Genomic DNA, 26,402 nt, shown 5'->3' on the forward strand with positions numbered 1-26,402 from the left:
ATGAAAGATATACTATCTGAAATTATAGCCAATAAGCGATTTGAGGTTGATTTGCAGAAACAAAGCATATCATTGGAACAACTTCAAAACAGTTTGGAAACCACAGTTAAACAGCGGTCGCTCAAAGAAGCTTTAAAGAGTTCTTCAAGCGGTATCATTGCTGAATTCAAACGCCGGTCGCCTTCCAAAGGGTGGATCCATCGCAAGGCTCTGGCTGAAGATATTGTGCCCGGATATGTCAACGCAGGTGCTTCCGCTGTATCCATACTGACGGATGAAAAGTTTTTCGGAGGGAATCTGAAAGACATTAAGGATGCTCGTCCGCTAATTGATATTCCCATTTTACGGAAAGATTTTATAGTTGATGAATACCAACTTTACCAAGCTAAAATAATAGGTGCCGATGCCGTGTTGTTGATTGCTGCTGCATTGAAGAAAGAGGAATTGCACGCTTTGGCTGCCAAAGCGCATGAATTAGGACTGGAGGTTTTGCTGGAAATACACAGTGTTGAAGAGTTGAAGTATATCAATGCAAACATGGATGTCATTGGCATTAATAACAGGAATCTGGGCACGTTTTTTACGGATGTGGAAAACTCTTTCAGGCTGGCTGAACAATTGCCATCGGATGCTGTTTTGGTTTCCGAAAGCGGTATTTCTGATCCGGCAACGGTAAAAAGGTTGCAGAAGGCCGGATTTAAAGGTTTTCTTATAGGTGAGAACTTTATGAAAACCGATAATCCCGAGCTGACTCTGAAATCATTTATTGAAGATCTGAATACAAATTAATAGTGTAGAACATGATAAACGGTAAACTGATTAAAGTATGCGGCATGCGCGTAGCCGATAACATTGCTGAGGTTGAATCTTTGGGAGTTGACTTGATGGGGTTTATTTTCTATCATAAGTCTCCACGCTACGTGTTTGACATGCCGGCTTATCTACCTACTAAGGCCAAAAGAGTTGGTGTTTTTGTGAACGAAACAAAAGAAATGGTACGCACTATTGCCGATCGCTACGCACTGGATTATATTCAGCTACACGGCAATGAATCTCCTGCTTACTGTAAGTCATTGCAGCAATGCGGCATGAAGGTTTTTAAAGCTTTTTCGGTCGACAAGCTCAAGGATTTGAATGGCGTGGAAGAGTATCACGGATTGTGTGACTACTTTGTGTTTGACACCAAGTGTGAGCAATACGGAGGCTCGGGCAATCAGTTCGACTGGAGCTTGCTCGACGAATATAAAGGAAACACTCCTTTTCTGTTGAGCGGTGGCATTAATTTGTATAGCGCAAAGGCATTAAAAGAATTCCATCATCCTCAACTGGCAGGCTACGATTTAAACAGTAGGTTTGAAACAGCACCCGGAATGAAAGATATCGGGCGAATACAACTTTTCTTAAAAGAATTACAGCAACAAGACTGAACTCGTTTTTCAGTCATAAAATAAAAAACAATGAATAGAATCAATCATTTATTCAGTAGCAAAGAGAAAGACCTGTTATCTATTTACTTTTGTGCAGGTCACCCTACCTTGGAAGGTACCGCTGAGGTTATTAAAACCTTGCAGGACAATGGTGTGAAGATGGTAGAAATAGGTATACCGTTCAGCGATCCTATGGCCGACGGTGTTGTGATACAAAATGCTGCAACACAGGCCTTAAGAAACGGCATGTCCTTGAAAGTTCTTTTTGAACAGCTAAAAGACATTCGCAAAACGGTAACTATTCCACTTGTTTTGATGGGGTATTTGAATCCCATCATGCAATTTGGTTTTGAGCACTTTTGCAAACAGTGCACAGAGTGTGAGGTGGATGGTATGATTATACCCGATCTTCCTTTTAAAGATTACCAAGAACATTACCGTATTATTGCGGAACGGTACAATCTGCGCATCATTATGCTTATTACCCCCGAAACAAGCGAAGAGAGAGTGCGGGAAATTGATGAGCATACCGATGGCTTTATTTACATGGTTTCATCTGCTTCCACTACCGGAGCACAACAAGACTTTGATGTTCAGAAGCGTAATTACTTTAAGAGAATTGAAGAAATGAAACTTCGCAACCCCAGGATGGTTGGATTTGGCATTAGCAATAAAGCAACCTTTAAAGCTGCATGCGAACACGCTTCGGGTGCTATTATAGGAAGTCGTTTCGTTACACTGCTGGAAGAAGAAAAAGACCCACAGCAAGCAATAACTAGTCTGTTGAACGGCTTAAAGGAATAAAACGAACTTATTTTTGAATTAAAATCTGCATATATTATGGCAAATTGTCAGAAATATATGCAGATACATAATAAGTCATATCTAAATACGATATACTGTTCGGTTAGAACACTATAATTCATGTTTATTTGTTCTAAAGCTGTATCTTTGCAAAAATAAATATCAGCAACTATGTATATCACTACTGAATATCCATCCGTTTTGCTCATATATACAGGCGGTACAATAGGAATGATTGAAAACCCGGAGACCGGTGCACTCGAGAACTTCAACTTCGATCATCTAATGAAACATGTTCCCGAACTGAAACGATTCAACTATCGCATATCATCTTATCAGTTTGATCCTCCTATCGATTCTTCTGACATGGAACCTTCCTATTGGGCCAAGTTAGTGAAGATCATCAATTATAACTATGATTATTTCGACGGGTTTGTGATTCTTCACGGAACCGATACCATGGCTTATACAGCTTCCGCCTTAAGCTTTATGCTCGAGAATTTGAATAAACCGGTTATACTCACCGGTTCACAGCTACCTATTGGAACGTTGCGTACCGACGGAAAAGAAAATCTGATTACTGCCATAGAGATTGCTGCTGCCAAAAACAGTGACGGAATGCCTATCGTTCCTGAGGTTTGCATTTTCTTTGAAAATCATTTAATGAGAGGTAATCGCACCACCAAGATTAATGCCGAGAACTTCAATGCTTTTCGTTCATTTAATTATCCGGCACTAGCCAGAGTGGGTATTCACATTAAGTATGAACCTTCGCTCATCCTAAAGAGAGATGCGGCCCTACCCTTAAAGCCACATTATCTGTTTGATGCCAATGTGGTTATTCTGACTCTGTTTCCGGGTATACAACAAAGCATTGTTTCAGCCGTGCTTCATGTACCTGGCTTAAAGGCTGTAGTTTTAAAAACATTTGGTTCAGGCAATGCTCCTCAAAAAGAATGGTTTATACGTGAACTAAAGGAGGCTACTGAAAGAGGCATTATCATTGTCAACATTACTCAGTGTACTTCCGGTGCAGTTGAAATGGAACGTTACGAAACGGGTATTCATTTATTGGAGGCCGGAGTAATTAGCGGACATGACAGTACACCCGAATCGGCGGTTACCAAACTAATGTTCTTGTTGGGACATGATCTTAGCAACAAAGAAATAAGAAATAAAATGAAAACATCTATTGCGGGTGAAATAAGCAAAAGCAAACACTAAATTCATTGCATAATAAGTTGTGTGTGATGGAGTAGTTGAATAGATTTATGATTATAATATTCAATAATATGTTTTTTGTTTTAATAAAATAAAAAAAACTATATCTTTGCTAAATAATTAATGCAAGTTAATCATAAAACATAAATCTCCTTATTTATGAAGAAAAAAATAGTGCTTATTGACGACAAGATTTCAATAGCCAAAGTGGTATCCATTTATCTTAGTTCGGAATACGAACTGATATATTTTGAAAATCCTATAAAAGCTATTGAATGGTTGCAAAAGGGTGATATGCCCGATTTAATCATTTCAGATATTCGCATGCCAGAGATGAGAGGTGACGAGTTTTTGAGTTACATGAAAAAAAACGAACTTTTTAAATCCATACCCATTATTATGCTTTCTAGTGAGGAAAGTACAACAGAAAGGATTAGGCTTCTTGAAGAAGGCGCGGTTGATTATATCCTCAAACCATTTAACCCGATGGAGTTGAAAGTACGTATCAAGAAAATAATTTAGGCAGATGCAATATTTGGTATATGTCGGTGTAAGCAATGAAACTATCAATCATTTCTCAAAGTTGTCTGATGGTGTGTTTTGCGCTACGCCTAATTCGGCAAAGGCATCCAATCTAATTGATAGCATTAAAAGCAAAGATGATATTGCAGTACTTTTTGAAAGGCAAAACATTCAAAAGGACTTGTTAGATATTGCATATCTGAGAAAAAAATATCCGTCTGTTTACATGGTATTAGTTACTAGTGAGCTCACTAAAGAAGAAAGCTTGAAATATTTGAAAGCTGGCATAAACAATACCATCATACCACAAGCTCAAAAGGAGTCAATAACGGATTTATATAAATATATTCTGCTTCGTAGTGAAAGCAAAGGTCGATATAAGAAAGAAAAAAAACAAATTGTAAATAGCTTCCGATTACCTTTGTGGAAGAGAGTCTTTGATATTATATTTTCATTAGTTGCTCTGATGTTTCTCTCTCCCCTACTATTGGTTACTGCATGTGCTATTGCCGTTGAAAGCAAAGGTAAGATTATCTATAAATCCAAAAGAGTAGGTAGTAATTATCAAGTTTTTGATTTCCTAAAATTCAGATCCATGTATTCTGATGCCGATAAGAAACTCAAAGAACTTAATGAATTAAATCAATATCAATTGGAGCAAGATACCATTGAATTACTACCCGATCAAGCTCAAGAAGATACTGTAGAAGAGATCATTTTAGTTTCAGATGATTTTGTAATATCAGAACAAGACTATTTGGCGCAGAAAACCATTGAGAAAAAGAATAATTTTGTAAAGTTGGAGCATGACCCGCGTATCACAAAAGTGGGACGGTTTATTCGAAAATATAGCATTGATGAACTTCCTCAATTGATTAATATATTGAAAGGAGATATGTCAATTGTAGGCAACAGACCTTTGCCTCTATATGAAGCCGAACTTCTAACTAGCGATGAATACATAGACCGTTTTATGGCACCGTCCGGGCTAACAGGACTGTGGCAAGTTGAAAAACGAGGCGAATCAGGTAAATTGTCTGCTGAAGAAAGAAAGCAGCTGGATATTATATATGCAAAAAACTTTTCTTTTTGGCTGGATGTGAAAATCATTCTAAAAACATTTACTGCATTTATTCAGAAGGAAGATGTGTAGCGTTATTGATCCTCCGCTTTTATCCATTGTAACCATCAACTTTAATGGCTACAAAGATACTTGTGAACTGATTGATTCAATAAAACACCATATTCACTCTGTTAGCTATGAAATTATTGTAGTTGATAATGCCTCGAGGCAACAAGAAGGCGAACTCATAAAATCAAATTATCCTTGGGTAAGCGTAATCTGTAGCACGGTTAACCTAGGCTTTTCAGGAGGGAATAATCTCGGTATAAAACAAGCTAATGGTGAATATATCTTTCTGTTGAATAATGACACTTATGTGTGTGACGACCACTTCGATGTACTTATTAAGCTATTAAAAGAAAATGATCGAATAGGCATTGTTTCGCCTAAGATACGTTTTGCAGCTCAACCTCAGCTCATTCAATATGCAGGGTTTACCTCATTAAGTCATATCACATTAAGAAATAAAGCCATTGGATATGCTGAAGTTGACAATGGACAATTTGATTCAACGTATCAAACGGGGTATGCTCATGGTGCCGCACTTCTCATAAAAAAAACGGTTATTGAGAAGATTGGTTTGATGCCGGAAATTTTCTTCTTGTACTATGAAGAACTTGATTGGTGCACAAAGGCTCTGGAAAATAATTATGAAATATGGTATAGCGGTTCAGCCACGATCTATCATAAGGAAAGTCAGAGTACAGGTGAAGCAAGTCCACTAAAAACCTATTATATGACAAGAAATCGCTTGTTATATGCGTGGCGGCACAAAGAAGGTTTATTGAAGTGGGTTTCTTTGTTATACCTAATCACAGTAGTGTCATTGAGGGATTCATTAAAATTTCTATTATCCAGAAAGTATCACCTTATAAAGGCTACTTGGGAAGGTATTGTTGACTTTATTAAATTACCTCATAAATTGAGTTAAACATGAATCTGAGCACCTTAAAAAAACGTATTGCCGAGCATCCTCGGCTAAAGACAAAACTGCATAACTTAATTATGCACCCTATTAAAACTCGCCCCAGATGGTGGGTGCGTGCCGTGTATTTCTTATACTTAAAAAGAGGAAAAGGGTCTGTTATATATAGTAGTGTTCGCAAAGACCTCCCTCCTTTCAATAAATTCTATTTGGGTAAATACTCGGTTATAGAAGATTTTTCATGCATAAATAATGCTGTGGGCGATTTAATTATTGGTGATTATTCAAGAATTGGGCTTAGAAACACCATTATTGGTCCGGTAACAATAGGAAACGATGTGCATACTGCACAAAATGTTACCGTTAGCGGTTTGAATCATAATTATCAGGATGTTACCGTATGTATTGATAAACAAGGAGTATCAACCAATCCAATCATCATAGAAGATGATGTATGGATAGGAGCTAACAGCATCGTATTACCGGGCGTAGTAATTGGCAAACATAGCGTTGTTGCAGCTGGCAGTGTGGTATCTCACTCAATTCCTTCGTACTGTGTATGTGCCGGCATTCCGGCACGCGTCATCAAAAAATATAATTTCTCTTCGCAATCATGGGAAAAAGTGAGCTTATAGCTTCTTATCTCACTATTAATAATTACTTCTCATAAAGAATATACCACATAAAGGTGATTGCGCAGCCACCCGATTCCCATTATCTTTGCAGTATCAGAATTTAATTAATTAGTCATAATTTTATTACGTAGCCACATTTGAGTAAAATTAACAGGTCCTGCCGAAGTGATTCGTCGGGATTTTGTTTTTAATCTCTTTTAGACTTAATAAAAAACCTCTTTATCTTTTTTAAAAACATAAAGGCGTTTTTTGAAAACATAAAGAGGTTTTTTATTAAAGATAATGAGCCTTCAAATAGCTACATAAATGACATCTTAAAATTTAATAATAGCTGCTTAATTGAGAAATGAGTCAGCAAACATTATCGTAAAGTGATACGTTATTATATAATCAAAAATATAAAGTAGTAGAACAATGAAAAAACTTATATTAGTAAGGCATGGCGAAAGCCAATGGAACAAAGAGAATCGGTTTACAGGATGGGCAGATGTGCCTTTAAGTGAAAAAGGAGAAAATGAAGCTCGTGAAGCCGGCCGATTAATTAAGAATGCGGGAATTAAGATTGATTTGGCCTTTTCTTCTGTGTTGAAACGAGCCATCAAAACGCAACACCTGTTACAAGAAGAAGCCGACCAGATGTGGATTCCTGAAGTTCATCACTGGCGTTTAAACGAGCGGCATTACGGAGCTTTGCAAGGTCTGAACAAGGCAGAAACAGCTGCAAAGTACGGAGACGAACAGGTGCATATCTGGAGACGAAGTTTTGATATAACCCCTCCTCTACTCTCTCCTGATGACGAACGTTGCGCTAATCATGAAAGTAAATATGCTAAATTGGATCAAAGTTTACTTCCGCTAAGTGAGTCTCTTAAACTAACAATAGATAGAGTGCTTCCTTTTTGGCACGATGCCATAGCGCCTGCGCTTTTGGATGACAAAACAGTGCTAATTGTTGCGCATGGTAATAGTTTGCGTGCTTTAATTAAATATCTGGAGCATATTAGTGATGAAAACATTGTGAGCTTGGAGATACCAACAGGGATACCGCAGGTATATGAACTAAATGATGATTTGAAACCCGTTAATCATTACTATTTAAAGTAATAACATAAAAAATTCCTTCTTCGATTTCTCAAAGAAGGAATTTCTATTATAAAGCGGAGAGACAGGGATTCGAACCCCGGGAACCTCGCAGTTCAACGGTTTTCAAGACCGCCGCAATCGACCACTCTGCCACCTCTCCCAATACTAGTTTATAACGCTTTTCGTTTAAAGCGGTGCAAAGATACATACTATTTTAAAACTTCCAAGCAATATACTAAAAACAAATTATTTTTTTTAGCTGTCGGGCATTCCACGACCCGTAGAATAACTATATATTAGTATTTTTATGCTGAACAACATAAAAACAGCCTTTATTATAGCTGTATTTCACAAAAAGATAGTAAATTTGCACGCTCTAAAGGATAACTAACCAGTAACTAATAACATTATGGAATCAGTTAAGAAATTCAAAGATGGTCTTTGGAGCAAAGAAATCAATGTGAAGGATTTTGTTAGCAATAACATCAAACCGTATGACGGGGATGCTTCCTTCTTACAAGGACCAACAGAAAGAACTAAACAAATTTGGGATATTTGCCTTCAGGCAATTGAAGAGGAAAGAGCTAATAACGGACTTCGCTCACTAGATAACAAAACAGTATCAACAATTACTTCTCATAAAGCCGGATATATTGATAAAGAGAACGAACTGATCGTAGGCTTACAAACTGATGAATTATTGAAACGTGCCATTAAACCCTTTGGCGGTATTAATGTGGTTGCAAGAGCATGTAAGGAGAACGGTCTGGAAGTTGATGAAAAAGTAAAAGACATTTTTACTCATTACAGAAAGACTCATAATGACGGAGTATTTGATGTGTATACTGATGAAATCCGCTCATTCAGATCATTGGGCTTCTTGACCGGATTGCCTGATAATTATGCACGCGGTCGTGTTATTGGAGATTATCGCAGACTGGCTCTTTATGGTATTGACAGACTAATTGAAGCTAAATTACAAGATTTGCAGACTCTGACGGGGCCAATGACCGAAGCACGTATCCGTTTACGTGAAGAAGTTGCTGATCAGATAAAAGCATTGAAGGATATAAAAGTGATGGGCGAATACTACGGATTAGATCTTTCCCGTCCGGCTCACACAGCTCAAGAAGCAGTTCAATGGGTGTATATGGCTTATTTAGCTGCGGTAAAAGAGCAAGACGGTGCAGCCATGTCACTCGGAAACGTTTCTTCATTCTTAGATATCTATATTGATTATGAATTAAGCAATGGAACAATTGATGAAACTTTTGCTCAGGAGCTAATTGACCAGTTTGTAATCAAACTGCGTATGGTTCGTCACTTACGCATGCAATCATATAATGATATATTTGCTGGTGACCCCACATGGGTAACTGAAGCAATTGGAGGACGTTTAAACGATGGTCGTCATAAAGTTACGAAGACATCATTCCGCTTCCTTCAAACATTGTACAACTTAGGACCGTCACCCGAACCAAACATGACAGTTCTTTGGTCACCCGAACTTCCTGAAGGATTCAAAAGTTTCTGCGCCAAAGTTTCTATTGATACTTCTTCTATTCAATATGAGAACGATGATTTGATGCGTAGTGTACGCCATTCTGATGACTACGGAATTGCATGTTGCGTATCATTCCAGGATATAGGCCGTCAAATTCAGTTCTTCGGCGCAAGAGCTAATCTTGCAAAAGCTCTCTTATTGGCCATAAATGGAGGACGTTGCGAAAATACCGGCACGTTAATGGTTAAAGATATTCCTGTACTGACAGGTGATGTTTTAAACTTTGACGAGGTAATGGCCAATTACAAAAAGGTATTGAAAGAAATCGCTCGTGTTTATAATGATGCAATGAATATCATTCATTATATGCATGATAAATACTATTACGAAAAGGCTCAAATGGCGTTTGTTGATACCAACCCAAGAATTAACTTGGCATATGGTGCTGCCGGGTTGTCAATTGCAGCCGATTCACTTTCTGCCATTAAGTTTGCCAAAGTAAAAGCACAAAGAAATGACATCGGATTAACAACAGCATTCGATATTGATGGCGATTTTCCTTGTTATGGCAACGATGACGATCGAGTTGATAGCTTGGCAGTTGAACTAACTCATCACTTTAGCGAAGAATTAAGCAAACTTCCAATATACAAGAATGCACGCCCTACCCTGTCCATTCTGACCATTACTTCTAACGTAATGTACGGAACAAAAACAGGCGCTACTCCAGATGGTCGTAAAAAAGGTGTTGCCTTTGCCCCGGGTGCTAATCCCATGCACGGACGCGATGCCAAGGGTGCTATTGCTTCACTTACTTCAGTTGCTAAAATTAGTTATGAAGATGCACAAGACGGGGTAAGTAATACTTTCTCCATTGTGCCTAAATCATTAGGAGTAACAGAAGAAGACCGCGTTGATAACTTAGTAGATATGATGGATGGATATTTCAGTAAAGGAGCACATCACCTTAACGTGAATGTACTTAACAGAGAAATGCTTGAAGATGCAATGGAGCATCCTGAAAAATATCCTCAATTAACGATTCGTGTATCCGGATATGCTGTACATTTTGTAAGCTTAAGCCGTGAACATCAGCTAGAGGTTATTTCTCGCAGTTTTCACAATAGAATGTAATATGATCAAAGTTCATTCATATGAATCAATGGGAACATACGACGGGCCGGGCTTACGGCTCGTCGTTTTCCTTCAAGGATGTAATTTCCGTTGTTTATATTGTGCCAATCCAGACACAATAGCCTTGCAAGGTGGAACAGTTACTGACGCTGAAGAGATTGTACGAATGGCACTTAGCCAAAAAGCATTCTTCGGGAAAAAAGGAGGTATCACATTCTCGGGAGGAGAGCCTACTTTACAAGCCAAAGAATTAATTCCGCTATTCAAACGCTTGAAAGCTGAAGGCATACATATTTGTTTAGACAGTAACGGAAGCGTATGGAATCAGGATGTTGAAGAGCTGTTGCAACTAACGGATCTTGTATTGCTGGATATAAAACAGTTTAACAGTCAACGCCACCAAGAGCTAACAAAGCACAGTAATTCGCAAACAATAAAGACCGCAGCATGGCTTGAAGAGCACAACAAACCATTCTGGCTAAGATATGTATTGGTTCCGGGATACAGTGACTTCGAAGAAGATATAATGATGTTGGGTGAGCAATTAACCAACTATAAGATGATTCAACGTATTGAGATTCTGCCTTACCATACGCTTGGTGTTCATAAATACGAAATCATGGGTCAAGAGTATCAACTCAAGAATATAAAAGAAAATACGCCCGAACAGATTGAGAAGGCTGCCGGGCTGTTTAAACGCTTTTTTAATTGTGTTTATATCAACTAATCATTAATATGTAAAGCGGACTCCCGCTTGCAGATTGAAGTTAAAGGGAGTCTCTTTTCGTATGGTTTCAATTTCAGAACCGTCGTCAAAGAAGTAAGCTACACCCGGTTCAAGGTATAACCCTATATTTTTATTTATATTTAATTGTCCTCCCAATGCACTCGATATAGATAATTGAAGTGGCTTAACTGTTATATCCTCATCGCCCAACTTTCCATATACAGCTTTCTCAATCATTCCACCTCCTGTAACATAAAATGTGAAGCGTTTACTATTTGCAAAATTCCAGTTTAGTTTCAGGGGAATGCCCAGATAATGAATTTTCTGCTCTAATTCTTGACTTCCCCCTACAAATTTAATATCAGATGATAACAATGTGTAGGTTAACCCAGTTTCTAAAGATAGGTTCGAAGTAAGTTCTTTACGTAGCGAAAGTCCAAACGAAATAGGTTGATGATGATTCACGTCACTAATTTCGCTTACTAAATAAGGTACTCCTTCCTTAAAGGAGATACTTTGATTAGATGGTATAGTTATAAAACTATTGGCTACATCCGATAAACTAAGTCTATCGTAACTAGAATACATAAAGGCATCCTCCGTATTTCCTGATGCTCCAGCGGCATTACCAATGTGTACTCCCATTCCCCATTTCTTATGCTTTTTATTTTCGGCAGAAGGTATGTGTAGTTTGTCCCTCGTTGAGGGCTTGCGTTCCACTTTTTTTGTTTCTACAGAAGTGCTGGCAGATGCTTCTACCTCAGTTTCATTTATTCTTTCTTCTTTAGTATCAGCAGCTACTTCGTTTTTATTTTTAAATTCAGTCACTTCTTCTTCGGGCTGAAAAGTCTTCGGGTCCGAATCAATATTTGCCCGTATAAAAGCTTCTATATTCTGTTTTTTTATAACTTGGCTGGATGTATTTGCCAAACTTTCACTCTCTGTCTTATCGTCTTCATTTTCAATTCTTGCAATAGGGGCTGGTAGCTGCATAACCTTCTCGTCCAGATCATTAGTTATAAATAGAAACGTGACAGCAGTAATAAATAGGGCTATCACTGCTGCAACGCTCATCCAACCATATATCGATATTTTTGGCGCAGTTTTGGAGGAGGGCAATGTATTTTCGAGCCTTTGCCAACCATCTTGAGGCAACGGTTCGGAGTAATCTTTTAAAGATTCTCTCATTTTCTTCATCCACAACTCTTTATCTTCTTTTACCATATCAAAATTTATTCGGCGTTGTTTTCTAAATACAATTTAATTTTCTTTGCTAATGATTGTTTAGCCCTAAATAATTGAGAAGCTGATGATTTCTCATTGATACTTAAAAGCTGAGCAATTTCCTTATGTGATTTTTCTTCGAAAGTATACAGATTAAATACTGTTCTATACCCTTCAGGTAATTCAGAAATGAATCTCATCAAAACAGTATTAGGTATTCGCTCTACATCTTCAACATCTGGTTCTTCTGCGTCAAATGATTCATTTACATCATCAATATTAACTGCTAAACTCATTACATCATTTTTGCGTAAATGTTGCAGGGCGGTATTAACCATTATTCTTTCAATCCAAGCTCTTAAAGAACCCTCTCCCCTCCAAGTAAATTTATCAAATGAACCATATATTTTAATAAACCCGTCATGCAAAACATCCTGAGCCGTTTCTCTGTCATTCACGTAACGCAAACAGATTGCAAATAACCTGCCTCCATAACGCTCATACAGTTCCTTGCGAGCCAAGTTATTACCTTGCCTGCACTTTTCTACCAGCTCATATTCTTCCATTCCTTGAAACACGTGTTTATCAAATAAATGCCAACTCACTAAAAATACTGCATGCGAATAGAATATCTTCTTCTTTTTTACAATATTTAATATTTTCAGATGCAATAACACCGAAGATAGAGCATTTTACAAACAAAAGAAAAAAATAATGTATTAATTAGATTGATAGAAGTTATGAAAAAGGTAAAATGGATATTATTTAGTTTTCTATTGATTGGTGGTTCATTATTATTGCAATCGTGCTTGGACGATGATGATAATAATGATTATAATTCTCTGGCAATAACAACAATAAAAGTGAAGGCCGGGCAAGATTATTATTTTGCTTTGGATGATGGAAAAAAGATGTTACCAGGAGATACTACTTCCATTAATAATTACCTCGTAAAAGATGGACAAAGAGCTTTTGTTTATTTCAATCTTCTTGAAGAAAAAAAAGAAGGCTATGATTATAATGCGAAGGTTCAATATATAGAAAACATCTTAACTAAGAGTGTAATACCAATGGATGAACAAACCACCGATAGCATTGGTGATGATCGGATTAATATTGTTGATATGTGGTTAGGCGGTGGCTATCTTAATATTGAGTTTCAATTGTTTGGTACTCAAAACATTCAAAAGAAACACATGCTTAACTTAGTTAGGAATGAAAGGCAAGATGCCCCTCAAGAAGATGCCGATTATATTAATCTGGAGTTTAGGCACAATGCATACGATGATACTCCGGCATATTTAGGAAATGGATTTGTATGTTTCAAACTTGACAACATTGATACCACCAAAAAAGGATTTAATATTCGGGTTAATACTTTATACAATGGCATAAAGCAATATAAAATAAATATGGATACTAGCACAGCAGCATTAAATGCTTCATTAAAAGCATATACAGAACAAACTATTCCTATAAAATAAGATACAATCTCAATAATTTTCTTAGATCTTAATTCAAGGAGGATGTACGCTACGAAGCAATCATCCTCCTTTCTTACTAATTATACAATATATTGCAACGCTTGAAGATTTAGCATTTCTTTAGGCACTGCTGCAAGTATTTCTTTTCTAAGAACATCGAGTATACTATTTCTGATAAAGCCTTTTTTAGTCACTACAACAATTTGACGAGTTGGACGAGGTACTGCAAATGAACGAACAAGCTCCTTTTGCTTTTCACCCAACTGCAACATTGCCAATTCCGGAATGAAAGTAATTCCTTTGCCGCTTTCAACCATTCGCATAAAAGTTTCCAAACTACCAAGTTTGTATGCCATTTGGTTTAACTTTACAGACTCCATCTGGCAAAAACGAATAAGTTGATCTCTAAAACAATGTCCCTCATCAAGAAGCCAGAGCCTCTCTCCTGTTATATCAGATGTTTTAATCAAATTGTGCTTAAACAATGTTTCTTTACGAGATACGTAAGCAAAGAATTGTTCATAAAATAAAGTCTCACTAACCAAAAGAGCATCTTCAGGGTGATTTGCAATAATAGCAGCATCAAGCTCTTCATTTAATAAAGACCTTCGAATATCCGTTGTTTTCATTTCCGTAACGCGGATATCCATTTCGGGATATTTTTCCATTAATTGAGGGAAAAAACGAGGCAATAAATAAGGAGCAATAGTTGGTAATACGCCTAAATGAAAAGTACCCGATAAAGAATGCTGTTCTTCGTTGATTATTTCTTTTACATGAGTAGTCTGTGCTAAAATCATTCTGGCCTGCTCTAGTACCTTTATCCCTATTGCAGTAGGGCAAACTGGCTGAGTAGTTCTGTCAAAGAGCTTAACGCCAAGCTCTTCCTCTAGCTTTTGTATCATCGCACTGAGTGTAGGCTGAGTTACATTGCAATACTCTGCAGCCTTAGCAAAGTGGCGAAATTGATCCACTGCTAAAATGTATTCAAGTTGTTGAATCGTCATGCTTATTTAGATTTAATCTATAGATAAATTCTATGCAAAGATAGAAAAATAGAATTTTCAAGAAACATATAATGGAGTAACTTTGTTTTCAATTCAACAGAAAGAAGTGTAATTTATAAAATTATTTATTATGAAGACCTTAAGTTATACCAAATTAAATGAAAAAGAAGTGAACAATGTTATTGCTTCCTTGCAGCAGTTATTAGCCGATTTTCAGGTTTATTACACAAATTTAAGAGGGTTTCATTGGAATATCAAAGGACATGCATTTTTTATTCTACACTCTAAATTCGAAGAAATTTATAATGATGCAGCCGAAAAAATAGATGAGATAGCTGAGCGAATATTAATGTTGGGTGGTACGCCCTACAATAAATTTAGTGATTACCTGAAGATTGCAAAAGTGAAAGAAGTAGATGGAGTATATACTGCTGACGCATCTTTACATGTTGTTTTAGAAACATTAAGCCATTTGATTTCGGAAGAAAGAAAGATTTTATCGCTAGCATCCAATGTAAAAGATGAAGTTACTGTAGCCCTAATGAGTGATTATTTAAAAGAACAAGAAAAAATGGTATGGATGCTAACTGCATATACCTATAAATAAACTTAATAGACCCTTAATGAGTTTACCTTCACGCAAAAGTTCTTAGTAATTTTTGCGTGATTTCTTTTTATATATATACTTTTGTACGGCTATATAATAGATTTTAAAATGGATATTCTGCTTATTGAAGATGACTTACGTATGGCTGAACTAATCAGTATCGGTTTACGTGATAACGGACACAGTGTGAGACTGGCCACAGATGGAATTGACGGATATATGCAATATATAGCAATACATCCTGACATGATCATAACAGATATCATGTTGCCTGGAACCAATGGAATTGATTTATGCAAGAAAATCAAAGAACAGGATTATTTTATTCCCATAATAATGTTAACCGCATTGGGAACTACCAATGAAAAAGTTGAAGGATTTGATGCCGGAGCCGATGATTATATGGTAAAGCCCTTTGAAATGAAAGAATTGTTAGCTCGTATAAAAGCACTTCACAAAAGAAGCCAATATGCACCTCACGAGAATATTTTAAAAGTAGAAGATTTAGAGGTTAATCTTAAAACCAAACAAGTAATGCGAGCAGGTAATACAATTGATTTGACTCCAAAAGAATTTAACTTGCTTACCTATATGCTCAACAATAAAGGTAGAGTGTTATCAAAGAGTGAGATTGCAGAGAAAGTGTGGGATACCAAATTTGATACTGGAACTAATTTTATTGATGTATACATTAGCTATTTACGACGTAAAATTGATAAGGATTACAGCAAGAAATTGATTCAAACAAAAAATGGAATGGGATATATATTAATTAGCCATGAAAATCCAGACTAAATTATCATTCATATTTTCAATTATTTTTGGAGCAATACTACTCCTATTTATATTAGTAGTCTACCATTACTATAGCCAAAAAAGCAAAGATGATTATTTTGAAAGATTGCATATCAGAGCTGCAATCAAGGTTGATTTGATTGACGGCGAGGCTATTTCCCCTGATATACTACATCTTTTGTATCAAAACACTCCCGGTGAATATGAACCATTAGTCACTATATATGATAAATCAGGCAAATTAATATATCAAGATAAACAAGATGCACTAGAGCAAAACAAGCACTTCTTACAGCTAAATCAGGTCAAAAAAAACGGTTTCTCTAAATTATTTGACGAGAAAGGGCGACAAACCTATGGCTTTAAGATTGAAGGGCTGAAGGGAGAATATATTGTCTTTGCTACAGGTTGTGATACGCATGGATTTTCCAGATTAGCTAATTTAAGGTTAATATTACTCACAGCCTATTTAATTACAATGATATTTATCATCATAACAGTGAAATTATTTGCCCGCCAAGCTTTTTTGCCCATTGCAAAAATGATTCATAAAGTAAAATCGAGTAAGCCAGCTGATTTAGGCCTCAGACTGGATGAGGGAAATCAAAAAGATGAGTTGGCTATGCTCGCTATCACATTTAACAGAATGCTTGACCAGATAGAAGATGCATTTACTGAGCAGAAACGTTTAGTATTTAATTTGTCGCACGAATTAAGAACCCCTTTGGCTGCTATTATAACTGAACTTGAATTGTGTCAGCAAAAAGAATGTAGTACACAAGATTATCAGAAAGTCATAAGTAAAACACTTAAAGATGCTCATCGGGTCACAAAATTATCTAATAGTCTTCTAGATTTAGCAAGAGCTAGTTATGATGTATCAGCCATTAGTATGCAAAAAATCAGACTTGACGAGCTAATGCTTGAAGTCTGCACAAAAGTACAAAAAGCCTCTCCCGGAGTTAGTATACATTTATTGTTTGATAATGAACCACAGTCTGAAAAATATATAAGTACATTTGGAAACAACTATTTATTAGAAGTGGCATTTACTAATTTAATGGATAACGCATGCAAATACTCGTTTGATCAAACATGTAATATCCATTTCGATTATGATGAGTTATACTGTATAGTTACAATTAATAATAAAGGATTAGAAATTCCCCAACAAGAACAGGACGCGGTGTTTTTTCCTTTTTACCGAGGAAGTAACAAACAATCAGTAGAAGGTAACGGGATCGGTTTATATCTCACACAAAAAATAATCGCTCTACATCATGGGCATATAGAACTAACATCATTAAATCAAATAACTTCCTTTAAAACAAAACTTCCAATGTTTGAAGGCTAGGTATAAAAAAAGACGGCACCTCGATTCTCATCGCTGTACCGCCACAACACAAACACAAAATAAAACACGACAAAACTACTATGCAATCTTACCTGTTTATGCCGGGGAGGCATAAGTAACCATCATAAATATTCACATACAAATAATTAGTTCAGGTTGACTTGCAATTATAAAACACTTAACCTTCACATTTGTTCGAATATAATGAGTTAAAATGAAAGAAAACGATCATTTAACTTTTATTAGTATTGATATTATTGAATACCTCTTTCTCTTAGTTTCAATTGCCACGCCCATGCAGACTTTAAAGTCTCTTCAATAGATATCTCAGCTTTCCATCCCAATTCATTATTTGCATAATCAGGATTTGCCCATACCTTTTCAATATCTCCGGCGCGTCTTCCTACAATCTCATAATTCAATTTAACTCCCGTAGATTTCTCAAATAGGTTGATTAGTTCAAGCACAGATAATCCTCTTCCAGTGCCTATATTGAAAGTTTCAACTGCTTGTTTTTGCTTCTTATCAAGAATGCGTTCAATAGCAGTAACATGTGCTTTAGCTAAATCAACTACATTGATAAAGTCTCTGATGCATGAGCCGTCAGGCGTATTGTAATCGTTTCCAAATACACTTAGTTTCTCACGTATTCCAATGGCTGTTTGAGTAAGAAAAGGTATCAAGTTTTGAGGTACGCCATTGGGCAGTTCACCCAATAATGCAGTTGGATGTGCTCCTATCGGATTAAAATAACGCAATAGAATAGCACTAATAGGACTACCCGATTTTATTGTGTCACAAATAATTTCTTCATTAACTTGTTTGGTATTACCGTAAGGTGACTCAGCCTTTTTAATAGGAGCTTTCTCGGTTACGGGAAGTTCATCCGGTTGCCCATAAACGGTACATGAAGATGAAAAAACAATGCCTTCCACACCATGTTGGGGCATCAACTCCAAAATATTAATCAAAGAGAGTAAATTATTGCGGTAGTATAATAATGGCTTTTGAACTGACTCACCAACTGCCTTACTTGCAGCGAAATGAATAATTGCCTTAATCCCCTTGTGTTTGGCAAAAACAGTATTCAAACCTTCATAATCTAAGCAATCAAGTTCTTCAAAAAAAGGTCTTACTCCTGATACTTTTTCTATATTATCAACAACATCGGCACTGGAATTTGATAGGTTATCAATTATAACAACTTCATAACCACTGTTTTGCAATTCTACTACTGTGTGCGAACCAATATATCCAGTACCACCTGTAACCAATATTTTCTGTTTCATTTTGTTGAGTAATTAATTCATAATAAGATTTCGTTCACAAAAGTAGAGAAATAATTCAAAACCGTGTTATTATTACATATAAATAATTCTATAAATAAAAAAACGCTTGAGATAAGGCCCAAGCGTTTTTTTATTTATGATATAAAGACAAATGTGTTATACTACACCCGAGAATCCCATAAATGCCATAGCCAATAGACCTGCAGTTATCAAAGCAATCGGAGTACCTTCCATACCTTTAGGAATACGAATTAAACTCATTTGCTCTCTTAAGCCAGCAAACAAAACTAATGCAAGACCGAATCCTAAGGCAGTTGAGAATGCATAAACTACTCCTGTCAGAAGATTGAAATCTTTTTGTATTACCAAAATGGCAACTCCCAAGATACAACAGTTGGTAGTAATCAAGGGTAAGAAAACTCCCAAAGCCTGATACAAGGCAGGAGACACTTTCTTTAAAATGATTTCAACCATTTGAACTAAAGCAGCAATGACTAATATAAAAGTAATTGTCTGCAAATAACCTAGTCCAAATGCATCTAACACGTATTTTTGAATCAAGAAGGTAACAATTGTGGCAATTGTTAGCACAAAAGCTACAGCTGCCGACATACCCAAGGCTGTTTCTACTTTTTTAGAGACACCTAAGAACGGACAAATGCCTAAGAACTGTGACAATACGATATTGTTAACGAATACCGCAGAGATAAATATTAATATATATTCCATAATTCGTTCCCTTTTATGTTATGCTTTTTTAAAACTATTAATCAAAGCAATTAAATACCCTAAGGCAATAAAAGCTCCAGGTGCCAATACAAAGACCAACATGCCATATTCTTCTGGAAGAATACTTAAATTAAAGATCTTACCCGTTCCTAAAAACTCCCTAACAGCTCCCAAAAGAGTTAACGCAATAGTAAATCCTAAGCCCATACCCAAACCATCAAATAAAGAGGCTAACGGATCATTTTTTGCTGCAAAAGCTTCAGCACGGCCAAGCAATATACAATTCACAACAATCAATGGGATAAACAGACCTAAAGTGGCATATAAAGCCGGAACAAAAGCTTGCATAACCATTTGCAATAACGTAACAAAAGAAGCAATCACAACCACAAAAGCAGGAATACGAACCATGTCCGGGATGAGATTCTTGATACTTGAAATAACGACATTTGAGCAGATAAGAACAAATGCTGTTGCCAATCCCATTCCCATACCATTAATTGCAGAAGAAGTCGTACCTAATGTAGGACACATACCGAGTAAGAGTACAAATGTTGGGTTCTCTTTTACGATACCATTCATTAAAACTTTAAAGTTATTCATATAATCTCCCCCTTATTAATTAGCACTGACAGAATCAGTATATTCAACATGTTGTGTCGCTCCCGTAGTGGCATTTGTATCACCATTTTTAGTATTACCTTTGTAGGCAGAATAAGCAGCATTTACCGCATTTAAGAAGGCACGAGATGTAATAGTAGAAGCCGTGATAGCATCAACTTGTCCACCGTCTTTGCTTACTGCTAACTGTTTTTCGCCCGGGTTAAGCCCTTTAATACTTCCTTTATTCCCTTCTTTGAACCAATCAGCAGCCTTTGAGCCTAATCCCGGCGTTTCAGCATGTGCTAACAATGAGTAATTATAGATTTTGCCGTCAGCATCAAATCCTACCAAAATTTTCAGTTCGCCACCAAATCCCATTGATTTAGCTTCCACAGCAGTGCCTACTGTTTTTTCGCCATTCTTTGCCGGATAAATAATAAAATCAACGATCTTTTTCCCATCCTTTTCACTGAATATGGTATCACATTCGGCTACAGGATTATTTGTAAACGCGGGCACCACACTTTTTAAAGCTTCATTCAGAGTCTTTGCATTTGCTTGAGCAATAGGTTCTTTGGTCAGTTCATTCACGTACGCCAAAAGAGCAACAGAAACTCCTGTTACAGCTGTTAGCACCAGCAACATATTTTTTAATGATGATTCTAACTTCTTCATTTTTTCTTAGCTACCTCCCCGAAGCGTTTTGGTTTACAATACGTATTAATTAGTGGTGTAAATGCATTCATAATAAGAATTGCAAAAGACATACCTTCGGGGTATGCACCAAACAAGCGGATAATAACAGTGAGTAATCCAATACAAACACCGTAAATCAACATTCCTTTGTGACTCATCGGTGATGTAACGTAGTCTGTCGCCATAAAAATAGCTCCTAGTAACAAACCACCCGATATTAGTTGAATTACCGGTGATACATATATTTGCGGATTAACAAGATACATTACTCCTGAGAAAACAAATACAGTTACCAAAATCGATATCGGCACGTGCCAAGTTATGATCTTCTTCATCAACATATAAACTAGCCCTATTAATAAGGCTGCTGCACTTACTTCTCCTATACAACCTCCATTATTACCAATGAATAAATTAAAGGAATCGGGTAGTTGATCAAGAGAATAGCCGGGAGCTCCTTTGATTACACCTTTCATAATAGATAACGGAGTTGCGGCAGTTTCTGCATCGATGTAAGAAGAGAGTTGACCAACTTTAGGCCAGCTAGTCATTTGCACAGGAAATGAGAGTAATAAGAATACGCGTCCTGCCAAAGCCGGATTAAACGGATTATTTCCTAAACCACCAAAAGACATTTTTCCAACTCCAATTGCAAAAAGAGCACCAATGACGATAATCCATACCGGTAAATTTGAAGGCAAATTAAATGCCAATAAAACACCTGTTATTGCAGCAGAACCATCAAGGATGGAATTACCTGAACGTTTCATTATAAAACGAGCTATGGCCCATTCAAAAAACAAACAAGCTGCAACTGAGGTCAGCGTTACAATTAACGCTCCTAAACCAAAATAGATTAGCGATACGACAAATGCAGGTAGCAAAGCAATCAGCACACCATACATATTTTTCTCAACACTGTCACCACTATGTACATGCGGAGAAAGAGATACTAATAATTTATTATCCATAAAATCTTAATTATTTAGCCTGACGTGCGCGAATCATTGCACCAACTTTTGATTTTCCTAAACGACAATAATCCAATAAAGGACGATAAGCCGGACAGGTAAACTGGCACGAACCACATTCAATACAATCCATAATTCTTTCCTTTTCCATTCTCTCAAAATCCTTGTTCTCAGCTAAAGCTCCTAACAAAAAAGGTTCAAGTCCCATCGGACATACACTTACACATTTTGAACAACGAATACAATTGCGTTCTTCACCACGCTTGGCCTCTTTTTTATTCATTATAAGAATACCTGAGCTTCCTTTGGCTGTAGGCACTTCTGCGTTCATAAGCGCTTTACCCATCATAGGACCTCCACCGATAATTTTACCGGTATCTTCAGGTAATCCGCCACAAGCGTCAATTAATTGGCTCATTGGCGTACCAATTCTAGCCATGAAGTTTGAAGGTTTCTGAAGAGATTTCCCTGTTACTGTAATAACACGCTCTAGTAATGGTTTATTCTTTTGAACAGCTTCATACACAGCGAAAGCAGTCCCAACGTTTTGAACAACTGCACCTGTTGCGATAGGTAATGCTCCACTAGGAACCTGGCGTGTTATAATAGCGTCAATCAGTTGCTTCTCACCTCCCTGAGGGTATTTAACCTTTAAAGGAACTACACTGATTCCTGCGTAGGTTGATGCAACCTTGGTCATCAGCTCGATAGCGTCAGGTTTGTTGTTCTCAATTCCAATGAATGCTTTATTTACTTTAATAGCTTTCATTAAGATAGAAATTCCAACCATGATCTCTTCTGCATGTTCCAACATCAGTTGGTGGTCGGCAGTCAAATAAGGTTCGCACTCTACCGCATTAATAATAAGACATTCAGCAGTAAAAGATGGAGGAGGACAAAGTTTTATCTGAGTTGGGAAACAAGCGCCGCCCAGACCAACAATACCTGCATCTGCAATTTTCTTCACAATTTCTTCAGACGAGAGTGAGCACTCTTTTATCAGTGTTGTGTCACGATCAATAGATTCTTCCCATTCATCACCTTCCACATCTATAAAAATAGCAGGTTTTGCATAGCCACTAGCATCAATAACCGAATCTATTTTTGCAATCTTTCCACTAACAGAAGAATGGATAGCTGCAGAAACAAATCCGTTTGCATCTGCTATTTTTGTACCCACTTTAACCATATCTCCTTTTGCGACAATTGGTTTTGCAGGAGCACCGATGTGTTGACCAAGCAAAATAATTGCTTTTGCAGGAACATCTGCTGCAACAATGGGTTGATGCGCTGAAAGTTTATTTTCTTGCGGATGAACACCGCCAATTGAAAATGTCTTCAACATACATTATGTATTTTATCAGTTTATATTCTGTTTATTATGCTTCAGCTACCGGAGCAGTTTCAACTGCCTCTTGTTTAGGCTTACGAGGAGGAAAGTTTACCTCAATGATTGTACTCTGAGGGCAGACTTCTACGCACTTACGGCAAGATTTGCACTTGTTGTAATCAATGTAAGCCAAATTGCTGGTCACTGTGATAGCTTCGTAAGGACAAGCTTTCACGCATTTACTGCATCCAATACATCCTACATCACAAGCTTTACGAGTTAAAGCACCCTTATCCTTGTTAACGCAAGATACATACACACGGCGTGATTTTTTGCCTTTTGCACGAAGTTCAATAATAGATTTAGGACAAGCTTTAACACATGCATTACAAGCAGTACACTTATCCTCATCTACTTCAGGAAGTCCGGTTTCAGGGTTCATGTGTATCGCATCAAACTGGCAAGCTTCCACACAATCGCCACAACCTAAACAACCGTAACTGCAACCAGTCTCCCCTCCATAAAGAGAAGCGGCAATAGCACAACTCATCGGACCATCGTAGGTATTCAAACGAGGGCGATGTTCGCAGCTTCCGTTACATCTAACCACAGCTACCATTGGATCAGAGGCCTCTGCATCCATACCGAGTATAGACGCAACCTGTCCCATCACCGACTGACCGCCAACCGGGCAATACTTACCCTCTAAAGTCTCTGCTTTTACACATGCATCAGCAAAAGCACTACAACCCGGGTAACCACAACCTCCACAATTAGCTTGAGGTAAAACCTCTCCAACTTTAGCAATACGTGGATCTTCATACACGGCAAATTTCTTAGAAGCTACAAATAATATTGCTGCTGAAATAAGCGCAATAGCCCCCAAAGAAATCACTGCTATCAGAATCAAATTCATAAATTAGTTATTTTATTGGTTTTATAGTAAATGAAAAATGTTTTTTCATTTTAGCCTTGCTTACCCATAATATAAGGTAATAAGGAAGAAGAAGTATGAATGAAACGGCAGATGATAAGAGTTCATTGCCACCTGATAAAGACATCGTTGAAAATAAAGAGATTATAAGAATTAGAAAAGGTAAAATGAAAGCCCACAGCACAGCCATCATTCCCATTGATGTCTGCCCTGTAATTTCTACAAAGTCGCCCACATTATAATTCATCGAATCATAATCAGTCACCTCTATTGTCTTCTCTTTGCTTTCTGAAGAAGAACAATACCCCCTGGCACTGCACGAAGCACAACCTGTAGTTTGGACAATTCTCACAAAGATTTGAGAACCGATTATGTTTTCCACAATACCTTGATGTTTAATAGTATCCGCCATTTTTGCAAACTCAACATTACAAATTGCGGCAAATTTAAGCATAATTTATAAACTACGAAGCTTTCTACTGTTTTTTATATGGTATAAAATGCCTTTTTTAAATGCTCAAACGAACCAATTTTTACACCCCTCTATATCATTGGAAAAGAATATAAATCGTATAAACTTCAATTTATCGTTCAGCTAACAGAATAAAATACAAAAGAAAAGAAAAACATCTTTATTTATAACAATACACAAAAAGCGAAGGCGTCTTCAGAAAACTGTTTCTATATAGTTTCTGAAGACGCCTTCGCCTGAGACTGAACTTAATTACCAAGTGTAATTAATACCAAAGCTTAAAAGTTCTTTCAGTTGAAAGTAGCTAGATCCTTCACTGCGTGTAGAACCATCATCATAACGAGCATGCACAAACAGCTTTGTAGAAAGATAACGGTTCAACACAAAATTAAATGTGTTCTCCCATTCCGCTTCTACCTTCTGATAATTAGAGAAATAATATAAGCGGGAATTCAGAGTTATCGAAGGAATTATTGTCCAGGCCAATGTGGTTTCAACTTTAGAACCGATAACATGCAAAGTCGACTTTCCTTCATCCAAACCAAATTTTGTTTCATCAACTTTCTTATCACCAACATAGCGGAGGTTATATGAAACAGGAGACATTAAGACAGACAAATTTAGTTTTTTATTTTTCAATTTATAGTCCATACCGACACTGAATATAAAATTAGCCGGTGACATGAATGAAGATACAACATTATTGGTGTTTGTTTTGTAATTCTTCCAAAATTGGGTGTTAAACTCGGAAGAAATAGTATAATACCACTTCGAAGCCGCCTGAATACCTAATTTACTATATAGGCGAAGCACATCCGTATTAATTCTATATTCTCTGACTGTATCCGAAGGAACCGTGTTAAATCCCATCTTTATTTCCATCAGGTTTTCGAACTGCACTTTCTCCTTATCATTATAATTAGCGAAGAGTTGCAGGTTACCCAAAACAGAATTAGTACTCTCGCCACCTTTGTACCAGTTATCAGAAATATAGTTTTGAGTTATTTGAAGTGAGCCACTACCGCCCGTAACCCACCAATTAGGTTTACGAATAACCACTTGAGCTTTCCCAACATCTTCTTTAACCTCCTCGGGTTTGAAAAGTTTCATCACTCGCGTTTCAGATGACATTTTAACGGGAATATCGTCACGGAACAAACGGCGACTCCTTATTTGATCTTCCGTTGTTACTACAAGATCCGGCCTGTTAACATACAGATTTAACAGCACTTTATTAACCTGTTTTTTCGTTCGAGCTGTTTTATTGAACAACCTATCATTGTATGATAGCAATCCACTACCTATGGGCTGAACCGAATCGGGCATTTGAAAACTCCAATTCATCTCAGATGCTTGTTTGATGGGAGCATAATAATAAGCTATTGGAACAAACAACTGATAATAGTCCGGATCAGATTCAATATACCTCATGGGAACCGTATCATTATTCAATGAATCAAGTTGCCCAAAATAATGCTGATACAATAAGCTGGGAACTGTATCAACATGATTTTTGTCTGTGTTGTGATTTACACGTGTTCTACCATTTCTAGCTGACCTTTGAGCATCTGCCGGTGATAGAAATAATACCAATAAGATCAAAAATGCATAAAGTTTCTTCATACGAATTCATGTTTGAACAGCAAAATTACACTAAAATCCGGTGAATAACAAAATAAAAATCACATCCGGAGCAATTCTATCTGTAAAATGCAAAAATCAATAATTTGTTTAGCTAAAGCCTATGTACTTCCTCTTTTTTTTCTAATTTTGCATTTTTAAGCCAACTTACAGTATATAAC

The 26,402-nt window shown here is 36.9% G+C and carries 27 protein-coding genes and 1 tRNA gene; 15 read left to right on the plus strand and 13 right to left on the minus strand.

Annotation, left to right across the window (positions count from 1 at the left end; all coding sequences use genetic code 11):
- The 9 genes from trpC to gpmA all read left to right on the plus strand — a co-directional run bounded on the left by trpC (position 1) and on the right by gpmA (position 7,761).
- Entirely contained in the window at positions 1–789 is a 789-nt protein-coding gene (trpC, locus tag C511_RS0113985; RefSeq protein ID WP_024995623.1) for an indole-3-glycerol phosphate synthase TrpC, read from the plus strand.
- 11 nt (positions 790–800) lie between these two features.
- Positions 801–1,427 carry a phosphoribosylanthranilate isomerase gene (locus C511_RS0113990; RefSeq protein ID WP_024995624.1) on the plus strand — a complete coding sequence of 209 codons (627 nt, stop codon included), beginning with the start codon at positions 801–803 and terminating at the stop codon, positions 1,425–1,427.
- A 30-nt stretch (positions 1,428–1,457) separates the two neighbouring features.
- Complete coding sequence (gene trpA, locus C511_RS0113995) at positions 1,458–2,231, plus strand: tryptophan synthase subunit alpha (RefSeq protein WP_024995625.1); 774 nt, start codon at positions 1,458–1,460, stop codon at positions 2,229–2,231.
- 177 nt (positions 2,232–2,408) lie between these two features.
- Entirely contained in the window at positions 2,409–3,455 is a 1,047-nt protein-coding gene (locus C511_RS0114000) for an asparaginase (RefSeq protein ID WP_024995626.1), read from the plus strand.
- A gap of 156 nt (positions 3,456–3,611) precedes the next feature.
- Complete coding sequence (locus C511_RS0114005; RefSeq protein WP_024995627.1) at positions 3,612–3,974, plus strand: response regulator; 363 nt, start codon at positions 3,612–3,614, stop codon at positions 3,972–3,974.
- A gap of 4 nt (positions 3,975–3,978) precedes the next feature.
- The gene (locus C511_RS0114010) at positions 3,979–5,127 is read left to right on the plus strand and encodes a sugar transferase (protein ID WP_024995628.1); all 1,149 of its coding nucleotides are present in this window, start codon (positions 3,979–3,981) and stop codon (positions 5,125–5,127) included.
- Positions 5,120–6,028, plus strand: a complete 909-nt coding sequence (locus C511_RS0114015; RefSeq protein WP_024995629.1) for a glycosyltransferase family 2 protein — start codon at positions 5,120–5,122, stop codon at positions 6,026–6,028. Before C511_RS0114010 ends, C511_RS0114015 begins: the two co-directional genes overlap by 8 nt.
- A 2-nt stretch (positions 6,029–6,030) precedes the next feature.
- Positions 6,031–6,657, plus strand: coding sequence for an acyltransferase (locus tag C511_RS0114020; RefSeq protein WP_024995630.1), 627 nt, complete (start codon positions 6,031–6,033; stop codon positions 6,655–6,657).
- Positions 6,658–7,071: 414 nt separating this feature from the next.
- Positions 7,072–7,761 (plus strand): 2,3-diphosphoglycerate-dependent phosphoglycerate mutase, encoded by a 690-nt coding sequence (gene gpmA, locus C511_RS0114025; protein WP_024995631.1) that lies wholly within the window; start codon positions 7,072–7,074, stop codon positions 7,759–7,761.
- Positions 7,762–7,815: 54 nt separating this feature from the next.
- Here gpmA and C511_RS0114030 read toward each other — a convergent pair.
- A tRNA-Ser gene (locus C511_RS0114030) sits at positions 7,816–7,900 on the minus strand.
- A gap of 249 nt (positions 7,901–8,149) precedes the next feature.
- On the opposite strand from C511_RS0114030, the gene pflB reads away from it, so the two are divergent.
- Positions 8,150–10,378, plus strand: a complete 2,229-nt coding sequence (pflB, locus tag C511_RS0114035) for a formate C-acetyltransferase (RefSeq protein WP_024995632.1) — start codon at positions 8,150–8,152, stop codon at positions 10,376–10,378.
- A gap of 1 nt (position 10,379) precedes the next feature.
- Positions 10,380–11,105 carry a pyruvate formate-lyase-activating protein gene (gene pflA / locus C511_RS0114040; protein ID WP_024995633.1) on the plus strand — a complete coding sequence of 242 codons (726 nt, stop codon included), beginning with the start codon at positions 10,380–10,382 and terminating at the stop codon, positions 11,103–11,105.
- Between the two features lie 3 nt (positions 11,106–11,108).
- Here the strand turns inward: pflA and C511_RS0114045 are convergent, their stop codons facing one another.
- Positions 11,109–12,329 (minus strand): outer membrane beta-barrel protein, encoded by a 1,221-nt coding sequence (locus tag C511_RS0114045; protein WP_024995634.1) that lies wholly within the window; start codon positions 12,327–12,329, stop codon positions 11,109–11,111.
- A gap of 8 nt (positions 12,330–12,337) precedes the next feature.
- Positions 12,338–12,895 carry an RNA polymerase sigma factor gene (locus C511_RS0114050; RefSeq protein WP_024995635.1) on the minus strand — a complete coding sequence of 186 codons (558 nt, stop codon included), beginning with the start codon at positions 12,893–12,895 and terminating at the stop codon, positions 12,338–12,340.
- A 174-nt stretch (positions 12,896–13,069) separates the two neighbouring features.
- On the opposite strand from C511_RS0114050, the gene C511_RS16955 reads away from it, so the two are divergent.
- A complete protein-coding gene (locus tag C511_RS16955) occupies positions 13,070–13,813 on the plus strand; it encodes a NigD1/NigD2 family lipoprotein (RefSeq protein WP_024995636.1) in 744 nt (247 codons plus the stop codon).
- Between the two features lie 80 nt (positions 13,814–13,893).
- Here C511_RS16955 and C511_RS0114060 read toward each other — a convergent pair whose 3' ends face one another.
- Positions 13,894–14,820, minus strand: a complete 927-nt coding sequence (locus C511_RS0114060; protein ID WP_024995637.1) for a hydrogen peroxide-inducible genes activator — start codon at positions 14,818–14,820, stop codon at positions 13,894–13,896.
- Between the two features lie 130 nt (positions 14,821–14,950).
- Here C511_RS0114060 and C511_RS0114065 point away from each other — a divergent pair, with 130 nt between their 5' ends.
- The 3 genes from C511_RS0114065 to C511_RS0114075 all read left to right on the plus strand — a co-directional run bounded on the left by C511_RS0114065 (position 14,951) and on the right by C511_RS0114075 (position 17,576).
- On the plus strand, positions 14,951–15,427 hold the full coding sequence (locus tag C511_RS0114065; protein WP_024995638.1) for a Dps family protein: 477 nt from the start codon (positions 14,951–14,953) through the stop codon (positions 15,425–15,427).
- Between the two features lie 108 nt (positions 15,428–15,535).
- Positions 15,536–16,222, plus strand: coding sequence for a response regulator transcription factor (locus C511_RS0114070; protein ID WP_024995639.1), 687 nt, complete (start codon positions 15,536–15,538; stop codon positions 16,220–16,222).
- A complete protein-coding gene (locus C511_RS0114075) occupies positions 16,206–17,576 on the plus strand; it encodes an ATP-binding protein (protein ID WP_027318308.1) in 1,371 nt (456 codons plus the stop codon). Before C511_RS0114070 ends, C511_RS0114075 begins: the two co-directional genes overlap by 17 nt.
- 254 nt (positions 17,577–17,830) lie before the next feature.
- Here the strand turns inward: C511_RS0114075 and galE are convergent, their stop codons facing one another.
- The 9 genes from galE to C511_RS0114120 form a co-directional block, all read right to left on the minus strand.
- Entirely contained in the window at positions 17,831–18,865 is a 1,035-nt protein-coding gene (gene galE, locus C511_RS0114080; RefSeq protein WP_024995642.1) for a UDP-glucose 4-epimerase GalE, read from the minus strand.
- A 156-nt stretch (positions 18,866–19,021) separates the two neighbouring features.
- Positions 19,022–19,594: an electron transport complex subunit RsxA gene (gene rsxA / locus C511_RS0114085; RefSeq protein WP_024995643.1), complete on the minus strand. Its 573-nt coding sequence runs from the start codon at positions 19,592–19,594 to the stop codon at positions 19,022–19,024.
- Positions 19,595–19,612: 18 nt separating this feature from the next.
- The gene (rsxE, locus tag C511_RS0114090) at positions 19,613–20,197 is read right to left on the minus strand and encodes an electron transport complex subunit RsxE (RefSeq protein WP_024995644.1); all 585 of its coding nucleotides are present in this window, start codon (positions 20,195–20,197) and stop codon (positions 19,613–19,615) included.
- 15 nt (positions 20,198–20,212) lie between these two features.
- Positions 20,213–20,872 (minus strand): RnfABCDGE type electron transport complex subunit G, encoded by a 660-nt coding sequence (locus C511_RS0114095; RefSeq protein ID WP_024995645.1) that lies wholly within the window; start codon positions 20,870–20,872, stop codon positions 20,213–20,215.
- On the minus strand, positions 20,869–21,864 hold the full coding sequence (locus C511_RS0114100) for an RnfABCDGE type electron transport complex subunit D (protein WP_024995646.1): 996 nt from the start codon (positions 21,862–21,864) through the stop codon (positions 20,869–20,871). Before C511_RS0114100 ends, C511_RS0114095 begins: the two co-directional genes overlap by 4 nt.
- A gap of 10 nt (positions 21,865–21,874) precedes the next feature.
- Positions 21,875–23,209 (minus strand): electron transport complex subunit RsxC, encoded by a 1,335-nt coding sequence (gene rsxC / locus C511_RS0114105; protein ID WP_027318309.1) that lies wholly within the window; start codon positions 23,207–23,209, stop codon positions 21,875–21,877.
- 34 nt (positions 23,210–23,243) lie between these two features.
- Complete coding sequence (locus tag C511_RS0114110; RefSeq protein WP_024995647.1) at positions 23,244–24,110, minus strand: Fe-S cluster domain-containing protein; 867 nt, start codon at positions 24,108–24,110, stop codon at positions 23,244–23,246.
- A 7-nt stretch (positions 24,111–24,117) separates the two neighbouring features.
- Positions 24,118–24,540 (minus strand): SoxR reducing system RseC family protein, encoded by a 423-nt coding sequence (locus C511_RS0114115; RefSeq protein ID WP_024995648.1) that lies wholly within the window; start codon positions 24,538–24,540, stop codon positions 24,118–24,120.
- A gap of 312 nt (positions 24,541–24,852) precedes the next feature.
- Entirely contained in the window at positions 24,853–26,223 is a 1,371-nt protein-coding gene (locus C511_RS0114120) for a DUF3078 domain-containing protein (protein WP_034782547.1), read from the minus strand.
- Positions 26,224–26,402 lie beyond the last annotated feature (179 nt).

Source organism: Bacteroides graminisolvens DSM 19988 = JCM 15093 (assembly GCF_000428125.1).
GTDB classification, from domain to species: Bacteria; Bacteroidota; Bacteroidia; order Bacteroidales; family Bacteroidaceae; genus Bacteroides; species Bacteroides graminisolvens.